Source organism: Streptomyces sp. TRM68416 (genome assembly GCF_014596915.1).
Lineage (GTDB): Bacteria > Actinomycetota > Actinomycetes > Streptomycetales > Streptomycetaceae > Streptomyces.
Genome location: NZ_JACVWU010000012.1, coordinates 185,684 through 201,423, shown reverse-complemented (window position 1 = coordinate 201,423; position 15,740 = coordinate 185,684). Strand labels below are relative to the sequence as shown.

14 protein-coding genes and 1 tRNA gene are annotated in these 15,740 nt (G+C 73.3%); 3 read left to right on the top strand and 12 right to left on the bottom strand.

Features of this window, described 5'->3' with window-relative positions:
* Positions 1–25 precede the first annotated feature (25 nt).
* From ICC28_RS20810 to pdhA, 3 genes are read right to left on the bottom strand one after another with little or no spacing between them, the layout of a single operon-like run.
* On the bottom strand, positions 26–1,450 hold the full coding sequence (locus ICC28_RS20810; protein ID WP_188290142.1) for a dihydrolipoamide acetyltransferase family protein: 1,425 nt from the start codon (positions 1,448–1,450) through the stop codon (positions 26–28).
* Entirely contained in the window at positions 1,450–2,454 is a 1,005-nt protein-coding gene (locus tag ICC28_RS20805) for an alpha-ketoacid dehydrogenase subunit beta (RefSeq protein ID WP_188290141.1), read from the bottom strand. Before ICC28_RS20805 ends, ICC28_RS20810 begins: the two co-directional genes overlap by 1 nt.
* On the bottom strand, positions 2,451–3,581 hold the full coding sequence (gene pdhA / locus ICC28_RS20800; RefSeq protein WP_188290140.1) for a pyruvate dehydrogenase (acetyl-transferring) E1 component subunit alpha: 1,131 nt from the start codon (positions 3,579–3,581) through the stop codon (positions 2,451–2,453). The genes ICC28_RS20805 and pdhA overlap by 4 nt, the downstream gene beginning before the upstream one ends.
* A 175-nt stretch (positions 3,582–3,756) precedes the next feature.
* Here pdhA and ICC28_RS20795 point away from each other — a divergent pair, with 175 nt between their 5' ends.
* Positions 3,757–4,257 carry an Lrp/AsnC family transcriptional regulator gene (locus tag ICC28_RS20795; RefSeq protein ID WP_411158615.1) on the top strand — a complete coding sequence of 167 codons (501 nt, stop codon included), beginning with the start codon at positions 3,757–3,759 and terminating at the stop codon, positions 4,255–4,257.
* Between the two features lie 34 nt (positions 4,258–4,291).
* Here ICC28_RS20795 and ICC28_RS20790 read toward each other — a convergent pair whose 3' ends face one another.
* Together ICC28_RS20790 and ICC28_RS20785 are read right to left on the bottom strand one after the other, a co-directional pair.
* The gene (locus tag ICC28_RS20790; RefSeq protein WP_188290139.1) at positions 4,292–4,882 is read right to left on the bottom strand and encodes a TetR/AcrR family transcriptional regulator; all 591 of its coding nucleotides are present in this window, start codon (positions 4,880–4,882) and stop codon (positions 4,292–4,294) included.
* On the bottom strand, positions 4,879–6,396 hold the full coding sequence (locus ICC28_RS20785) for a 3-hydroxyacyl-CoA dehydrogenase (protein WP_188290138.1): 1,518 nt from the start codon (positions 6,394–6,396) through the stop codon (positions 4,879–4,881). The genes ICC28_RS20790 and ICC28_RS20785 overlap by 4 nt, the downstream gene beginning before the upstream one ends.
* Before the next feature lie 159 nt (positions 6,397–6,555).
* Here ICC28_RS20785 and paaN point away from each other — a divergent pair, with 159 nt between their 5' ends.
* Positions 6,556–8,247 carry a phenylacetic acid degradation protein PaaN gene (paaN, locus tag ICC28_RS20780; RefSeq protein ID WP_188290137.1) on the top strand — a complete coding sequence of 564 codons (1,692 nt, stop codon included), beginning with the start codon at positions 6,556–6,558 and terminating at the stop codon, positions 8,245–8,247.
* 69 nt (positions 8,248–8,316) lie between these two features.
* Here paaN and ICC28_RS20775 read toward each other — a convergent pair whose 3' ends face one another.
* The 3 genes from ICC28_RS20775 to ICC28_RS20765 are packed head-to-tail and all read right to left on the bottom strand — an operon-like array spanning position 8,317 to position 11,242.
* A complete protein-coding gene (locus ICC28_RS20775; RefSeq protein WP_188290136.1) occupies positions 8,317–9,066 on the bottom strand; it encodes a TrmH family RNA methyltransferase in 750 nt (249 codons plus the stop codon).
* A complete protein-coding gene (locus ICC28_RS20770; RefSeq protein ID WP_188290135.1) occupies positions 9,063–10,268 on the bottom strand; it encodes an HTTM domain-containing protein in 1,206 nt (401 codons plus the stop codon). The genes ICC28_RS20775 and ICC28_RS20770 overlap by 4 nt, the downstream gene beginning before the upstream one ends.
* Positions 10,265–11,242: a DUF5819 family protein gene (locus ICC28_RS20765; protein WP_188290134.1), complete on the bottom strand. Its 978-nt coding sequence runs from the start codon at positions 11,240–11,242 to the stop codon at positions 10,265–10,267. Before ICC28_RS20765 ends, ICC28_RS20770 begins: the two co-directional genes overlap by 4 nt.
* Before the next feature lie 321 nt (positions 11,243–11,563).
* On the opposite strand from ICC28_RS20765, the gene ICC28_RS20760 reads away from it, so the two are divergent.
* Positions 11,564–12,697 (top strand): acyl-CoA dehydrogenase family protein, encoded by a 1,134-nt coding sequence (locus ICC28_RS20760; protein ID WP_188290133.1) that lies wholly within the window; start codon positions 11,564–11,566, stop codon positions 12,695–12,697.
* A 13-nt stretch (positions 12,698–12,710) separates the two neighbouring features.
* Here ICC28_RS20760 and ICC28_RS20755 read toward each other — a convergent pair whose 3' ends face one another.
* The 4 genes from ICC28_RS20755 to ICC28_RS20740 form a co-directional block, all read right to left on the bottom strand.
* The gene (locus ICC28_RS20755) at positions 12,711–13,040 is read right to left on the bottom strand and encodes a rhodanese-like domain-containing protein (protein ID WP_188290201.1); all 330 of its coding nucleotides are present in this window, start codon (positions 13,038–13,040) and stop codon (positions 12,711–12,713) included.
* 28 nt (positions 13,041–13,068) lie between these two features.
* Positions 13,069–13,881 (bottom strand): J domain-containing protein, encoded by an 813-nt coding sequence (locus ICC28_RS20750; RefSeq protein ID WP_188290132.1) that lies wholly within the window; start codon positions 13,879–13,881, stop codon positions 13,069–13,071.
* 102 nt (positions 13,882–13,983) lie between these two features.
* Positions 13,984–15,399, bottom strand: a complete 1,416-nt coding sequence (locus tag ICC28_RS20745) for a DUF2252 domain-containing protein (RefSeq protein ID WP_317454053.1) — start codon at positions 15,397–15,399, stop codon at positions 13,984–13,986.
* 208 nt (positions 15,400–15,607) lie between these two features.
* Positions 15,608–15,694 (bottom strand) — tRNA-Leu (locus tag ICC28_RS20740).
* Positions 15,695–15,740: the final 46 nt, after the last annotated feature.

Genomic DNA, 15,740 nt, shown 5'->3' with positions numbered 1-15,740 from the left:
GGGGAACGCGGGGCAGTCCCCGGGATCACAGCGTGCGCAGCAGGACCGCCGGCTGTTCCACGCAGTCGGCGACATAGCGCAGGAAGCCGCCCGCCGTGCCACCGTCGCAGACGCGGTGGTCGAAGGTGAGGGAGAGCTGCACGACCTGACGCACCGCCAGCTCGCCTTCGTACACCCACGGTTTGGGGATGATGCGGCCGACGCCGAGCATGGCGGCCTCGGGGTGGTTGATGATCGGGGTGGAGCCGTCGACGCCGAACACGCCGTAGTTGTTCAACGTGAAGGTGCCGCCGGTGAGTTCCCCGGGGGTCAGGGAGCCGGTGCGGGCCGACTCGGTCAGCCGGGCGAACTCCGCGGTCAGCGACTCCGCGTCGCGCGCGTGGGCGTCCCGCACGACGGGGACGACCAGGCCCCGGTCGGTCTGTGCGGCGAAGCCGAGGTGGACGTGGTCGAACCGGACGACCTCCCTGGCCTCCTGGTCGACGGTGGAGTTCAGCTCGGGGAACCGGGCGAGGGCGGCGGTGCAGATCCGGGCCAGCAGCGCGAGGAGGGAGATCTTCGGGCCGCCGGAGGCGTTCATCGCGGTGCGGGCGCGCATCAGCTCGGTGGCGTCGGCGTCCACCCAGCAGGTCGCGTCCGGGATCTCGCGCCGGCTGCGGGAGAGCTTGTCGGCGACGGCACCGCGGACGCCCTTGAGGGGGACGCGGATCTCGCCGGTGCCGGCCGGGGCGGGCGCGGGCGCGGCCGGTGCGCGGGACGGGGCCGCCGGGCGGGCCTGGGCGGCGGCGGCCCGCAGGGCGTACTCCACGTCGGCGCGCAGGATCAGTCCGTCGGGGCCGGAGCCGGTCAGCTCGCGCAGGTCGAGGCCGTTCTCCCGGGCGAGGCGGCGGACCAGCGGGGAGATGACCGGGACGGGCCCTTCGGGCGCCTCGGGAGCGGTCACGGCCGTGCCGTTGGCGGACGGCTGGGCCGGGTTGGCGGACGGCTGCACCGGGCTGGCGGACGGCGGGATCGGATTGACCGGCGGCTGGGCCGGGCTGGCGGACGGCGGGATCGGATTGACCGGCGGCTGCACCGGGCTGGCCGACGGCTGCGCCGGACGCACCCGCCTGCGCCGCGCCGGTGCCTCGGAGGTGCCGTACCCCACCAGGACGTTGCCCGAGCCCTCCGGCCCCCCGTCGGCGGGCGGCGCGCCGACGGCGACCGTGATCAGCGGCGCGCCCACGGGCAGTTCGGTGCCCTCCTCGCCGAAGCGCGCGGTGACCACGCCCGCGTAGGGGCAGGGCACGTCGACCATGGCCTTGGCCGTCTCGACCTCGACGACCGGCTGGTCGACGGCGACGAGGTCCCCGACCTCGACGAGCCAACGAACGATCTCCGCTCCGGTGAGCCCCTCCCCGAGGTCGGGGAGCCTGAACTCAAGGCTGTGCATGTCAGAAGCGTGTGCCATCAGCTCTCGGCCTCCCACTGCAGACGCCCCACGGCGTCCAGGATCCGGTCCACGCCGGGCAGGTGGTGACGCTCCAGCATCGGCGGCGGGTAGGGGATGTCGAAGCCGGCCACCCGGAGCACCGGCGCCTCCAGGTAATGGAAGCAGCGCTCCGTGACGCGGGCCGCGATCTCCCCTCCCGGGCCGCCGAACCCGCCCGACTCGTGCACGACGACCGCTCGCCCGGTCCGCCGTACGGAGGCGCAGACCGTCTCGTCGTCGAACGGCACCAGGGAGCGCAGATCGACGACTTCGAGGTCCCACCCCTCCTCCCGCGCCGCCTCGGCGGCTTCGAGACAGACGGGCACGGACGGACCGTACGTGATGAGCGTGGCGCTCCGGCCCGAGCGCCGCACCACCGCGCGGCCAATCGGTTCAACGCTCTGCGGGTCCTCCGGGTTCCAGGAGTCCTTCGACCAGTACAGGCGCTTGGGCTCCAGGAAGACGACCGGGTCGTCGGAGGCGATGGCGGCGCGCAGCAGCCCGTAGGCGTCGGCGACCGTGGCGGGCGTGACGACATGGAGCCCCGGGGTCGCCATGTAGTACGCCTCGGAGGAGTCGCTGTGGTGCTCGACGCCGCCGATGCCGCCGCCGTAGGGGACGCGGATGGTGATCGGCAGGGGCATGGCGCCGCGGGTGCGGTTGCGCATCCGCGCGACATGGCTGATCAGCTGCTCGAAGGCCGGGTAGGCGAACGCGTCGAACTGCATCTCCACGACCGGGCGCAGTCCGTACATCGCCATGCCGACGGCCGTGCCGAGGATGCCGGCCTCGGCGAGCGGGGTGTCCGTGCAGCGGTCCTCGCCGAACTCCTTGGCGAGTCCGTCGGTGACGCGGAAGACGCCGCCGAGGGTGCCGACGTCCTCGCCCAGCACGTGGACGGCGGGGTCCTCGGCCATGGAGTCGCGCAGCGCGCGCGTGAGGGCCTGCGCCATGGTGGCGGGCTTCACCGCGACCGTGGTCATCGCTGGTCCCCCTCGGCGTCCAGCTCGGCCCGCAACTGGGCCTGCTGCTCCCGCAGTTGCGGGGTGGGCTCGGCATACACGTAGGCGAACAGGTCCATGGGGTCGAGCACCGGGTCGGCGTTCATGCGCTCGCGCAGATCGGCGGCCATGGCCTCGGCGGCGTCCCGCGCGGCCTGCTTGCCGGCCTCGTCGAGGAGGCCGCGTTCGGTCAGTTCGTGCTCCAGGAGGGCGATCGGGTCGTGGCCGCGCCAGGTCTCGACCTCGGCGTCGCCGCGGTAGCGGGTCGCGTCGTCGGCGTTGGTGTGGGCGTCGATCCGGTAGGTGATCGCCTCGACGAGGGTGGGACCGCCGCCCGCGCGCGCGTGGCGCACGGCCTCGGTGAGGACCTCGTGCACGGCGACCGCGTCGTTGCCGTCGACCAGGCGGCCGGGCATGCCGTAGCCGACGGCCTTGTGGGCCAGCGACGGGGCCGCGGTCTGCTTGGCGAGCGGGACGGAGATCGCGAAGCCGTTGTTCTGGACCAGGAAGACGACCGGGGCCTGCCAGACGGCGGCGAAGTTCAGTGCCTCGTGGAAGTCGCCCTCGCTGGTGCCGCCGTCGCCGACCATGGCGAGCGCGACCACGTCGTCGCCCTTGAGGCGGGCGGCGTGGGCGAGGCCCACGGCGTGCGGCAGCTGGGTGGCGAGCGGGGTGCACAGGGGGGCCACGCGGTGCTCGCGCGGGTCGTAGCCGGTGTGCCAGTCGCCGCGCAGGAGCGTGAGCGCCTGGACCGGGTCCAGGCCGCGGGCCACGGCCGCGAGGGTGTCGCGGTAGCTCGGGAAGAGCCAGTCGCGGTCCTCCAGAGCGAGCGCGGCGGCGATCTCGCAGGCCTCCTGGCCGGTGGTGGACGGGTAGACGGCGAGCCGGCCCTGCTTGGTGAGGGCGGTGGCCTGGGCGTTGTACCGACGGCCGCGCACCAGTTCGGCGTAGAGGCGGCGCAGCAGACCGGGGTCGGCCTCGGCCGCCGCCTCTGTGCCGAGGACGCGGTAGGGCTCCGCGTCGGGCAGCAGCGGCGCGGGGTCGGTACGGGGCTGCCAGGCGGGCGGCGGCGATGGCCGGTACGCGCCTCGCTGCTCCATGACCGTCATGACGGCACCTCCTCGTGGGAGCGGCTACGGGAGGCGCAGCGGCTGTGACGCGCCTCACCTACCGATTGTTCGGTCGTCGGCACATTTTGGCTACAGGCACCGCCAGGCTGTGGACAAACGGTTCTCCACAGCCTGGAATGAATGCAGTACGTCCACGAGGGGGAGGCGGGGGGACATGGCACCTGAACAAATGGCCGACGGTCCCGAGGGCGGCGGCACCCCGCCCCCGCCCCGGCCGCTCGACGCCATCGATCAGGACATCCTGCAGATGCTCCAGGCGGACGGCCGCGCCTCGATACGGTCGGTCGCCGAACGGGTCCATGTCTCGCGCGCGAACGCCTACGCCCGGATCAACCGCCTCATCGAGGACGGCGTCATCCGCGGTTTCGGCGCCCGCGTCGACCACGAGCGCGCGGGGCACGGCACATCGGCGTACATCACCCTGAAGATCGTCCAGAACACCTGGCGCACGGTCCGCGAGCAGCTCAGACAGCTGCCCGGCGCCTCGCACATCGCCCTGGTGGGCGGCGACTTCGACGTCCTGCTCCTGGTGCACACCCCCGACAACCGGGCCCTGCGCGAACTGGTCCTCACCCGCCTCCAGGCCATCCCCGAGGTACTCAGCACCCGCACCCTGCTGGTCTTCGAGGAGGAGGACCTGGAACCGCAGGGCTGACCTGTACGGACCGACCTGGAACCACAGGGATGACCTAGGCGGCCCGGCGCAGCCCCCCGAACACCAGCTGCGCGACCGCGTCGGCCACCTCGCGCTCGCCCATGCCGCGCCCGTCCGGCCGGTACCACTCCACGATGGAGTTGATCATGCCGAAGACGAGCCGGGTGGCGAGGCGGACCTCCACGTCCCCGCGCACGTCCCCGTCGGCGGCCGCCGCCTTCAGCAGCTCGGCGACCTCGTGGTCGAAGTCGCGGCGCCGCTCCAGGGCCCACCGCTCGGTGCCGGTGTTGCCGCGCACCCGCAGCAGCAGCGTCACGTAGGGCAGTTCGGCGATGAGGACCTCGACCATGCGCCGTACGACGTACTCCAGGCGGTCGGAGGCGCGTCCCACGCGCGCGTGCTCCTCGTCGAGGATCCCGAAGAGGCCGTCCAGCGCCCGGCTCACGGCCCGGCGCAGCAGCTCCTCCTTGCCCGTGACGTGGTGGTAGATCGAGGACTTGGAGATGCCGGCCGCGCGGGAGAGGTGCTCCATGGAGGTGCCGTCGTAGCCGCGCTCGTTGAAGACCTGGACGGCGACCGACAGCAGTGTCTCGGGGGTGTACGTGTCGCGCTTGGCGGTGGTCATGAGCCGCTGCCCTCCCGCTTGTCGGTGGCGTGCGCGTGCCGGTAGAGCGCGAGGGACGGCGCGTAGCGCCCGGAGGGGTCGCGCAGGTGCAGGTCGTCCAGGAGGGCGTACGCCCAGTCGCGGCCGAGCCTGCGGCTCCACTCGAAGGGCCCGAGCGGGTAGTTGACCCCGAGCCGCATCGCGACGTCGACGTCCTCCTCGGTGGCCACGCCCTTGGCCACGGCGTCGTGCGCCAGGTCGACGATCCGGGCGACCGTCCGGGCGACGATCATGCCGGGCACGTCCCCGATGACGCTGACGTCCTTGCCGAGCGCCTGGAACAGGCCGATCGCCTCGGCGAGGGTCTGCGGTGAGGTGTCCTGGGAGGCCGACAGGGCGATCCGGCCGGCCCGGCGGTAGTCGAGCGCGAGGTCGAAGTAGACGACGTCCCGGAACTCCACCGAGGTCTGCCCGTCGGCGAGCGCCAGGTGGCCGCCGCTGGGCAGGACGAGCCGGCTGCCGTGGTCCTCGTCCTCCTCGCGCACCCCGATGCCCGCCTCGCGGATCAGGGCGAGCAGTTCGGCGGCCGGTCCCAGGTCGCCCTCGGCGACGACGTACGCGGGCGGCCGCTCGCGCTCCGCGGTGTGCGGCTCGGGACGCTCGGCGCCGTCCGCGTAGTCGTACCAGCCGTGTCCGCTCTTGCGGCCGAGGCGGCCCGACTCGACCAGGCGGCGCTGGGCGAGGGACGGCGTGAAGCGGACGTCCTGGAAGAAGGACTGCCAGACCGAGTGTGTGACGGACTCGTTGACGTCCTGCCCGATGAGGTCGGTCAGTTCGAACGCGCCCATCCGGAAGCCGCCCGACTCGCGCAGTACGGCGTCGATGGTGGCGGGGTCGGCTCCTTGCGCCTCGTGGACGGCGAAGGCCTCGGCGTAGAAGGGCCGCGCGATGCGGTTGACGATGAAGCCGGGGGTGTCGGCGCAGGCGACCGGGGTCTTGCCCCACGCGCGGGCGGTCTCGTACGCGCGCGTGGCCGACGTGACGTCGGTGGCGAACCCGGAGACGACCTCGACCAGCGGCAGCAGCGGGGCGGGGTTGAAGAAGTGCAGGCCGACGAACCGGCCCGCGTTGCGCAGGGCGCCGCCGATCGCCGTGACGGAGAGGGAGGAGGTGTTGGTGGCGAGCAGGCAGTGCTCGCCGACGACGTCCTCCAGCTGCCGGAACAGCTCCTGCTTGACGTCCAGGCGCTCCAGGACGGCCTCGACGACGAGGGCGCAGTCCGCGAGCTCGGTGAGCTGCTCGGCGGCCACCAGCCGGGCGCGGGCCGCGTCCCGCTCGGCGCCGGTCAGGCGGTCCTTCTCGACGAGCCGGTCGAGACGGGCGCCGATCGCGACGGCCGCTTCCCGGGCCCGCCCGGGCACGGCGTCGTACAGCCGTACGGGGTGACCGGCGACCAGCGCGACCTGGGCGATGCCCTGGCCCATGGTGCCGGTGCCGACGACGGCCACGGGGCTGCTGAGGTCGAGTGCTGTCATGTGCGCGATCCTCCCGCACGGGGTTGTCCACAGAAGCGGCGGACCCCCTTGTCCCGACCGATCGTTCGGTTACTCTAACTCCGACTGCCCGTTCCTGCCCATGTTTCTGCCAGGTCATGAACTCGACGCAGAGTTCGGAAGACGAGGAGTTGGTCCCGCATGGCCGCCGACCTGACCACCCACGAGCTGATCGCCAAGCACCGGCCCACCCTCGACCAGGCGCTCGAAGCCATCCGCACCCGCGCGTACTGGTCCCCGCACCCCGAGCACCCCAAGGCCTACGGCGAGAACGGCAGCCTGGACATGGCCGCGGGCAAGGCCGCCTTCGACGCCGTCCTCGGCACCCGCCTCGACCTCGGCCAGCCCGGCACCGACGGCTGGGTGGGCGGCGAGGTCTCCCCGTACGGCATCGAGCTGGGCGTGGAGTACCCGCACGCGGACGTCGACGTGCTGCTGCCCGCCATGAAGGCCGGACAGCGGGCCTGGCGGGACGCGGGCGCGGAGGTCCGCGCGGTGGTCTGCCTGGAGATCCTCAAGCGGATCAGCGACCGGACGCACGAGTTCGCGCACGCGGTCATGCACACCTCCGGCCAGGCCTTCATGATGGCGTTCCAGGCGGGCGGCCCGCACGCACAGGACCGCGGCCTGGAGGCGGTGGCGTACGCGTACGTGGAGCAGGTCCGCACCCCCGACACCGCGGAGTGGACCAAGCCGCAGGGCAAGCGCGACCCGCTGGCGCTGACCAAGGCGTTCACGCCGGTACCGCGCGGCATCGCGCTGATGATCGGCTGCAACACCTTCCCGACCTGGAACGGCTACCCGGGCCTGTTCGCCTCCCTGGCCACCGGCAACGCGGTCCTGGTCAAGCCGCACCCGCGCGCGGTGCTGCCGCTCGCGCTGACCGTGCGGGTCGCGCGCGAGGTGCTGACGGAGGCGGGCTTCGACGCCAACCTCGTCGCCCTGGCCGCCGAGCGCCCCGGCGAGGGCATCGCCAAGACGCTCGCCGTGCGCCCCGAGATCCGGATCATCGACTACACCGGCTCGACCGCCTTCGGCGACTGGCTGGAGGCCAACGCCCGCCAGGCGCAGGTCTACACGGAGAAGGCCGGCGTCAACACGGTGCTCGTCGACTCCACCGACGACTACAAGGGGATGCTGTCCAACCTGGCGTTCTCGCTGTCCCTGTACAGCGGCCAGATGTGCACCACCCCGCAGAACCTGCTGATCCCCCGGGACGGCATCCGCACCGAGGACGGCCCGCGCACCTTCGACGAGGTCGTCGCGGACCTCGCCCGCGCGGTGGACGGCCTGCTCGGCGACGACGCGCGCGCGAACGCCCTGCTCGGCGCGATCGTCAACCCCGACGTCAAGGCCCGTCTGGAGGCCGCGACGGGCCTCGGCGAGGTCGCCCTCGCCTCCCGGGAGATCACCAACCCCGACTTCCCGGACGCGGTCGTCCGCACGCCGGTCATGGTCAAGCTGGACGGCGCCAAGCCGGACGACGAGGCCGCCTACATGAGCGAGTGCTTCGGCCCCGTCTCCTTCGCCGTCGCCGTCGACTCGGCGTCCGACGCCGTCGAGCTGCTGCGGCTGACGATCCGCGAGAAGGGCGCGATGACGGTCGGCGCGTACACCACCGACCCCGAGGTGGAGCAGGCGGTGCGGGAGGTCTGCCTGGAGGAGGCGGCACAGCTGTCGCTGAACCTGACGGGCGGCGTGTACGTCAACCAGACGGCCGCGTTCTCCGACTTCCACGGGTCGGGGGGCAACCCGGCGGCCAACGCGGCGCTGTGCGACGGGGCGTTCGTCGCGAATCGTTTCCGCGTTGTTGAGGTGCGGCGGGAGGCCTGAGAGCTCGGGGGTACGGGACCACTGGCGGCTGCGGTTCCGTTGTGGCTTGTCGCGCAGTTCCCCGCGCCCCTAGGGGGCGCCATGCCCACCGTAGCTCCAGTGGTAGAGCGTCATCCCCACGCTCGTCGCCAGGTTGTAGCTCGACACCTGCGGGCGCATCGGCAGCCGCAGCAGATGGTCGGCACGCGCGCGTACCTCCGCCGTGAGCCCGCTGCGCTCCGAGCCGAACGCGAGGACGGCGTCGTCCGGGAGCTTGATGCCCCGGATGTCGTCGCCCTCGGGGTCGAGCGCGAACAGCGGCCCCGCGGGCAGTTCCTCCACCGCCAGCCGCTCCACGGCCGTCGCGAAGTGCAGGCCCGCCCCGCCGCGTACGACCGTGGGGTGCCAGGGGTCGAGCGTGCCGGTGGTGACGACACCGGTCGCGCCGAAACCGGCCGCCAGGCGGATCACCGCGCCCGCGTTGCCGAGGTTGCGGGGCTGGTCGAGGACCACGACGGGCGCGGGGCGCGGCACCAGGGCCAGCCGCTCCAGGTTGGCCGCCCTTGACGGCCGTACCGCAAGGGCCGCCACCGCCGTGGGGTGCGGTCGCGGCACCAGGGACGCGTACGTCTGCGAGGGCACCTGCGTCAGCAGGGCGTCCAGCGTGTCCCGTACGTCCGGGGCCAGCTCGTCGGCGAGGGCGAGCGCGGCACCGCGGTCCACCGCGACCGCCACCGGCACCTCGGCCCCGAAACGCACCGCGTGCTTGAGGGCGTGGAAGCCGTCGAGGAGTACGGCGGTGTCGGCGAGGCGGTGCCAGGCGCGCACGGGGTCGTTCATGACGGGAAGCCTACGTGCGTGGGCTCGGGGTTCTCCGGGCCGCGCGGCTCGGGAAGGTCCGCGGGACCGGCCCGGCGGGGGAGCGGTACGCGTGCCGCCAGGCCGCCCAGCCGGCGCAGGAACGAGGTCGGCAGGAACACGGCGTCGGCCGCGATCATCGCCAGCGAGAAGAACGGCAGCCCGAGGACCACGGCGATCACGGCGTGCTCGAACATCATCACCGCCAGCAGGACGTTCTTCACCCGCCGGTTGAACAGCGCGAACGGGAAGGCGACCTGCACCAGGACCGTCCCGTACGTCACCAGCATCACCATCGTGCCGCTGGCCGAGAGCGCGTCGGCCAGCGCGGGCCAGGGCGAGAAGTAGTCCAGGTGCAGCGGGTAGTAGACGGCCGTGCCGTCCTGCCAGCGCGAACCCTGGATCTTGTACCAGCCCGCGGTCGCGTAGATCAGACAGGCCTCGGCCATGATCACCAGCAGGGCGCCGTTGTGCACGATGTTCGCGACGACGTCGAGCAGGATGCGCGGCTGGCCGGTGCGCGCCCAGCGTCCGACGGCCCACCACACGCCCTGGGCGAGCCATACCGTCCACAGGATCACGGGCACCGTGGGATCGCCGTCGAGCCGGCCCGCGGCGGTGACCGCGACCAGCACCAGACCGAAGACGCCCCACAGCGGCGGCCCCACCCGGTCCGTCACCCGCTCCCCACGCGCGCGTGCCGCCCGTTCCCGGCCGGCCCTGCGCGCGTCCAGCGACCACACCTGGCCGCAGCGCGTGAAGACCAGGTAGATGCACATCAGGTGCAGGACGTTGTCGCCGCCGTCGCCCATGAAGACGGAGCGGTTCTGCAGCGAGAGCACGCCGACCATGAACAGCACGGACGTCGTGCGGGTCCGCCAGCCCAGCAGCAGCAGGACGCAGAAGACGAGGGCAAGCGCGTAGACCGCCTCGAACCACAGCCGGCCGTCGGACCACATCAGCGCCGTGAAGGCGCCGTTCGTGTCGATCAGCTGCTCGGCGAGCCCGAAGCTCCAGGGGCCGTCGGGCCCGTACAGCTCATGCCGGTGGGGCAGCTCACGCAGCAGGAAGAGCAGCCAGGTGGTGGCGAAGCCGATACGGATCACGGCCGTCTGGTACGGGCCGAGCGCGGACTCGGTGACCCGGGCGATGCCGGTCGAGAGCCCGAGGGCGAGCCGGTTCACCGCTGTTCTCCCCCGGCCTCGGCCGCCGGCACCGGCCACCAGGGCAGCACCCGGTAGACCGGCTGGTCGGACACCTTCTCGCCGCTCCACTCGGGCGGGGCCACATTGAGAGTGCGCGAACGGACCTGGACGCGGTCCAGCACGCCGCCCGGCCCCGCGGCCTCCTCGCGCTGCAGCCGCAGCACCACGATCCGGCGCAGATAGTCCTGGGACAGGGAGCCGCGCAGGCCCACCGGCCGGTTGTCGCTGTCGTGCGTGGCGACGAGGAAGTCCCAGGCCCGGCGCAGCTCGTTCTGCTGGGTGTGGCTGGGCAGCAGGTTGCCGTCGATGTCCCGGCCGTCCTGCGCGGACAGGTCGTACCAGCCGGTGGTACGCAGGTCACCGTCCGCCTCGCGGACGTCGGCGCGGACCTGGACGGCGATGTTCTGCTGGAGCGGGTTCGGCGCGAAGAGCTTCCAGTTCTGCTCGAACTCGGGGTAGATCCAGTCGTCGATCGCCTTGCCGTGCTGCTTGGTCACCGTGTTCGGGGGCGCGACATGCAGGAAGACCATGCCTATGTGGACACAGACGGCGATCGCGACGACGGCCAGGGCGAAGGCGGCGCCGATCTGGTAGCGCAGGGAGAGAGCGGCCACACCGGTGCGGGGGGCGAGGGCAGGCTCGGGGCCCGGGCCGTGCCCGGCGGCCACACGCGGGCGGGGCGCGAGGGAAGGCTCGGGGCCGGGGCCGTGCCCGGCGGCCACACGCGGGCGGGGCGCGGGGGAAGGCTCGGGGTCGGGGCCGTGCTCGGCGGCCCTGCCAGGGCGGGGCGCGGGGGCAGACTCGGGGCCATGCCCGGCAGCCGCACCCGGGCGGAGCACAGGGGCGGACTCGGGGCCGGAGCCGTGCCCGGCAGCCGCACCCGGGCGGGGCGCGAGGGCGGGCTCGGGGTCCGGGCCGTGTCGGGCCCCGCCCTCTGCGTCGTACGCGTCCATGTCGCTTCGATCCTCGGCTTCCGGTCCGTGCTGCCTCGGCGTTCGCACCGGAACGGTACTCAGGCCCACCGCCGGGCACAGCCCCCTTCGGCCCGGTCGGCGGGTGCCACCTTACGGCCCTCGGTTCACGACCGGGTCACGTCGGCCGACGGCGGCCCGGCGACGGACCGGCGACCGCGACCGACGACCGACCGGCGACCGCGACCGACGACCCACCGGCGACCGACCGGGAGGGCCACTGTCCGAGCCGTTCCCTTCTTCTAGAACCTGTTCTATCTTGACGCACCGTCAGATCTCCGCGCGCGTGAGAGGGCAGGCACCGTGGACTTCACCTTCACCGAGGAGCAGCAGGCGGCGGCCGAGGCGGCCCGGGGCGTGTTCGCCGGCGTCGCACCCGACGCGGTCCCGAGCCCCGCGCTGACCCCGGGCGCCGTCGCCGACGACTTCGACCGCGCACTGTGGGCCCGGCTGGCCGACGCGGACCTGCTGAGCCTGCTGCTCGCCGAGGAGCGCGGCGGCGCCGGCCTGGACGCCGTGGCCCTGTGCCTGGTGCTGCGCGAGGCGGGCCGGGTGCTGGCGCGGGTGCCGCTCCTGGAGCACAGCGCCGCGCTGGCCGCCCTCCAGTCCTACGGCGGCCCCGAGCAGGCGTCCGCCGTGCTCGCGCGGGCCGGCCGCGGCGAACTCGTGCTGACCGTCGCCGCACACGGCCGCACCGGCCACGACCCCGCCGAGCGCGCGGTGACCGCTCGGCGCGACGGCGACGACTGGCTCCTGGACGGGGTCCAGACCGCGGTGCCGTGGGCCTACGACGCCGATCTCGTCGTCGTACCGGCCGCCGCGGACGGGGACCGGCCCCTCCTCGCGCTGGTGCCGCGCGGGCACGAGGGCGTCGTCCTCGCCGAGCAGTACTCCACCAGCGGGGAGCGGCTCGGGGAGCTGCGGCTCGACTCGGCGCGGATCGCGGCGCGGGACGTCGTCGACGCCGAGGGCGCCTGGGACATGCTGCGCGGGCTGCTCACCGTCGGGACGTGCGCGCTGGCGCTGGGTCTTGGCGAACGGGTGCTGCGGATGACCGCCGAGTACACCGGCAAGCGGGAGCAGTTCGGCTTCCCGCTGGCCACCTTCCAGGCGGTCGCCGTCCAGGCCGCCGACCGCTACATCGACCTGCGCGCCATGGAGGCCACCCTCTGGCAGGCAGCCTGGCGGCTCGCCTCGGGCGCGCCCGGCGCCCTGCCCGTCGCCGGCGATCTGGCCGTGGCCAAGATCTGGGCCGCGGACGGCGTACGACGGGTCGTGCAGACGGCACAGCACCTGCACGGCGGCTTCGGCGCCGACGTCGACTACCCCCTGCACCGGTACCACGCCTGGGCCAAGCACCTGGAACTGTCCCTCGGCCCGGCAGCGGCACACGAGGAGGCCCTGGGCGACCTACTGGCCACGCACCGCCTGGGCTGAGGCGCTGCCGCTCCTAGAGAACGAAGCCCGGCTGCCCCGCGTCCGTCACGACCGGCCGGCCCGCGGCCGCCCACACCTGCATGCCGCCGTCGACGTTCACCGCGTCGATGCCCTGCTGTACGAGGTACATCGCGACCTGCGCCGAGCGGCCGCCGGAGCGGCAGATCACGTTGACCCGGCCGTCCTGCGGGGCGGCCTCGGTCAGCTCGCCGTACCGGGCGGCGAACTCGCTGATGGGGATGTGCAGGGCCCCTTCGGCATGGCCGGCCTGCCACTCGTCGTCCTCGCGGACGTCCAGCAGGAAGTCACCGTCCTTGAGGTCCGAGACCTCGACCGTGGGCACGCCAGTTCCGAAATGCATGGGCCCGACGCTACCCGAGCAGCTCCGCCAGTTCCGCCTCGCGTTCGGAGACCTGGGCCAGCAACTGCTCGGCGATCTCCTCCAGGAGGCGGTCGGGATCGTCCGGGGCCAGCCGCAGCATCGAGCCGATCGCGCTCTCCTCCAGGTCCTGCGCGACCAGCGCGAGCAGCTCCTTGCGCTGGGCGAGCCACTCCAGGCGGGCGTACAGCTCCTCGCTGGGACTCGGTCCCCGCTCCTCCGGCGCGGGCCCCGCGGCCCACTCCTCGGCCAGCTCCCGCAGCTGGGCCTCGTCGCCCCGGGCGTAGGCGGCGTTGACCCGGGTGATGAACTCCTCGCGCCGCGCCCGCTCCTTGTCCTCCTGGGCGAGGTCGGGATGGGCCTTGCGGGCCAGCTCGCGGTAGAGCTTGCGGGCCTCCTCGCTGGGGCGCACCCGCTGCGGGGGCCGTACCGGCTGGTCCGTGAGCATCGCCGAGGCCTCCGGGAACAGGCCGTCGCCGTCCATCCAGCCGTGGAACAGCTCCTCGACACCCGGCATCGGCATGACCCGCGCGCGGGCCTCCTCCGCCTTGCGGACGTCCTCCGGGTCGCCGGTGCGGGCGGCCCTGGCCTCGGCGATCTGCGCGTCCAGCTCGTCGAGGCGGGCGTACATCGGGCCGAGTTTCTGGTGGTGCAACCGGGAGAAGTTCTCGACTTCGACGCGGAAGGACTCCACGGCGATCTCGTACTCGATCAAGGCCTGCTCCGCCGCGCGCACGGCCCGCTCCAGCCGCTCTTCTGGCCGCGCGGCATCCGACGGGGAGTGCTCTGCTTCCGGAGTCGTCACCCGACCAGCGTAAGCGGTGCCCGTGCCACGACAGGTCGCTGCTGCTCCGCGGCACCGCCGTGGTTGATCGCGCAGTTCCCCGCGCCCCTCCGGGGGCGCTGCTCACACCCCTGTTTCCGCTGCGATCCTGCCCTCCCGCACCGCCTTCACCAGCGCCCCGTGATCCTCCTCCGTACGGTCCGCGTACGTGACGGCGAAGCTCGCCATCGCCTCGTCCAGCTCCTCGTTCTTCCCGCAGTAGCCGGCGATCAGCCGTGGGTCGGCGCTGTGGGAGTGGGCGCGGGCCAGGAGGGCGCCGGTCATGCGGCCGTAGTCGTCTATCTGGACGGCGGCGAGGGCGGTCGGGTCGACGCTGCCCTTGCGGTTGCGGAACTGCCGTACCTGGAAGGGGCGCCCGTCGACCGTCGTCCAGCCCAGCAGGATGTCGCTGACGACCTGCATGCGCTTCTGCCCCAGCACCACCCGCCGGCCCTCGTGCTCCACGACCGGCGGCTCGAACCCGGCGGTCGCCAGATGCGGCACCAGCGCGGAGGGGCGGGCCTCCTTCACCTGCAGGACGAGCGGCTCGCCCCGGTGGTCCAGCAGCAGCACGACGTACGAGCGGGTGCCGACGCTGCCCGTGCCGACCACGCGGAAGGCGACGTCGTGCACCGAGTGCCGGGCGAGCAGCGGGAGCCGGTCCTCGGCCAGGGTGGTGACGTAGTCCTCCAGGGAGGCGGCGACCGCCGCGGCCTCCGCGTCCGGGACGCGCCGCAGCACCGGCGGGGCGTCGACGAAGCGGCGACCGCCGTCCGGGGTTGGCTCCGTCGACTTCGCCGCGAAGCGCCCGCTGGTGTTGGACCGCGCCTTCTCGGAGACCCGCTCCAGGGTGCCGAGCAGGTCGTGGGCGTCGGCGTGGGAGACGAGTTCCTCGTCGGCGATGGCGTTCCAGGCGTCCAGCACCGGCAGCTTGGCCAGCAGTCGCATCGTGCGCCGGTAGGACCCCGCCGCGTCGTGCGCCGCCTGGCGGCAGGTGTCCTCGTCGGCGCCCGCCTCCCGGCCGGCCAGCACCAGGGAGGCCACCAGCCGCTTGAGGTCCCACTCCCAGGGTCCGGGGACCGTCTCGTCGAAGTCGTTCAGGTCGATGACCAGCCCGCCGCGGGCGTCGCCGTACAGACCGAAGTTCGCGACGTGGGCGTCGCCGCAGAGCTGGGCGGGGATGCGGGTCATGGGGGTGCGGGCGAGATCGTGGGCCATCAGCCCCGCCGCTCCGCGCAGGAAGGCGAACGGCGTCGCCGCCATCCGGCCGACCCGTATCGGCGTGAGCCCGGGAATCCGGCCGCGGTTGGACTCCTCGACCGCGGCGAGCGCGTCGGGACGGGCGGGGTCCAGATCAAGGAGGTCGTGCGACCGCCGCGGAACCCGCTCCCGCAGCGCCTTGCCCTCCTCCTTCGGCGTCCCCCGCACAGGCCACCCGGCAAACCCCCGCACCTGCGGCAGCCGCCGTGCCCCCTCCGCCTCCACACCACTACCGATCACACCGACCGCCTCCCCCGAACCCGCACGAACATCAACTCGTGCCGACGGTACCGCCGGTGACCGAAAGGCATCAGCCCCTGTGGACAACTCCGCGCCTGTGCAGAACCCGAGCACCCAGTGAGAGAGACCTCACATCCCCGCGCCCGCGACGACCGCCCGCGACGACAAAGCGAAACGGCCGACATCTGAACGATGCCGACCGTCTCGGTGGTGCGCGAGGGGGGAGTTGAACCCCCACGCCCTTGCGGGCACTGGAACCTGAATCCAGCGCGTCTGCCTATTCCGCCACCCGCGCATTGGGTGTGTCCTCGGGCCCCTCGCCGTGCGGTTCGGCGCCTTCC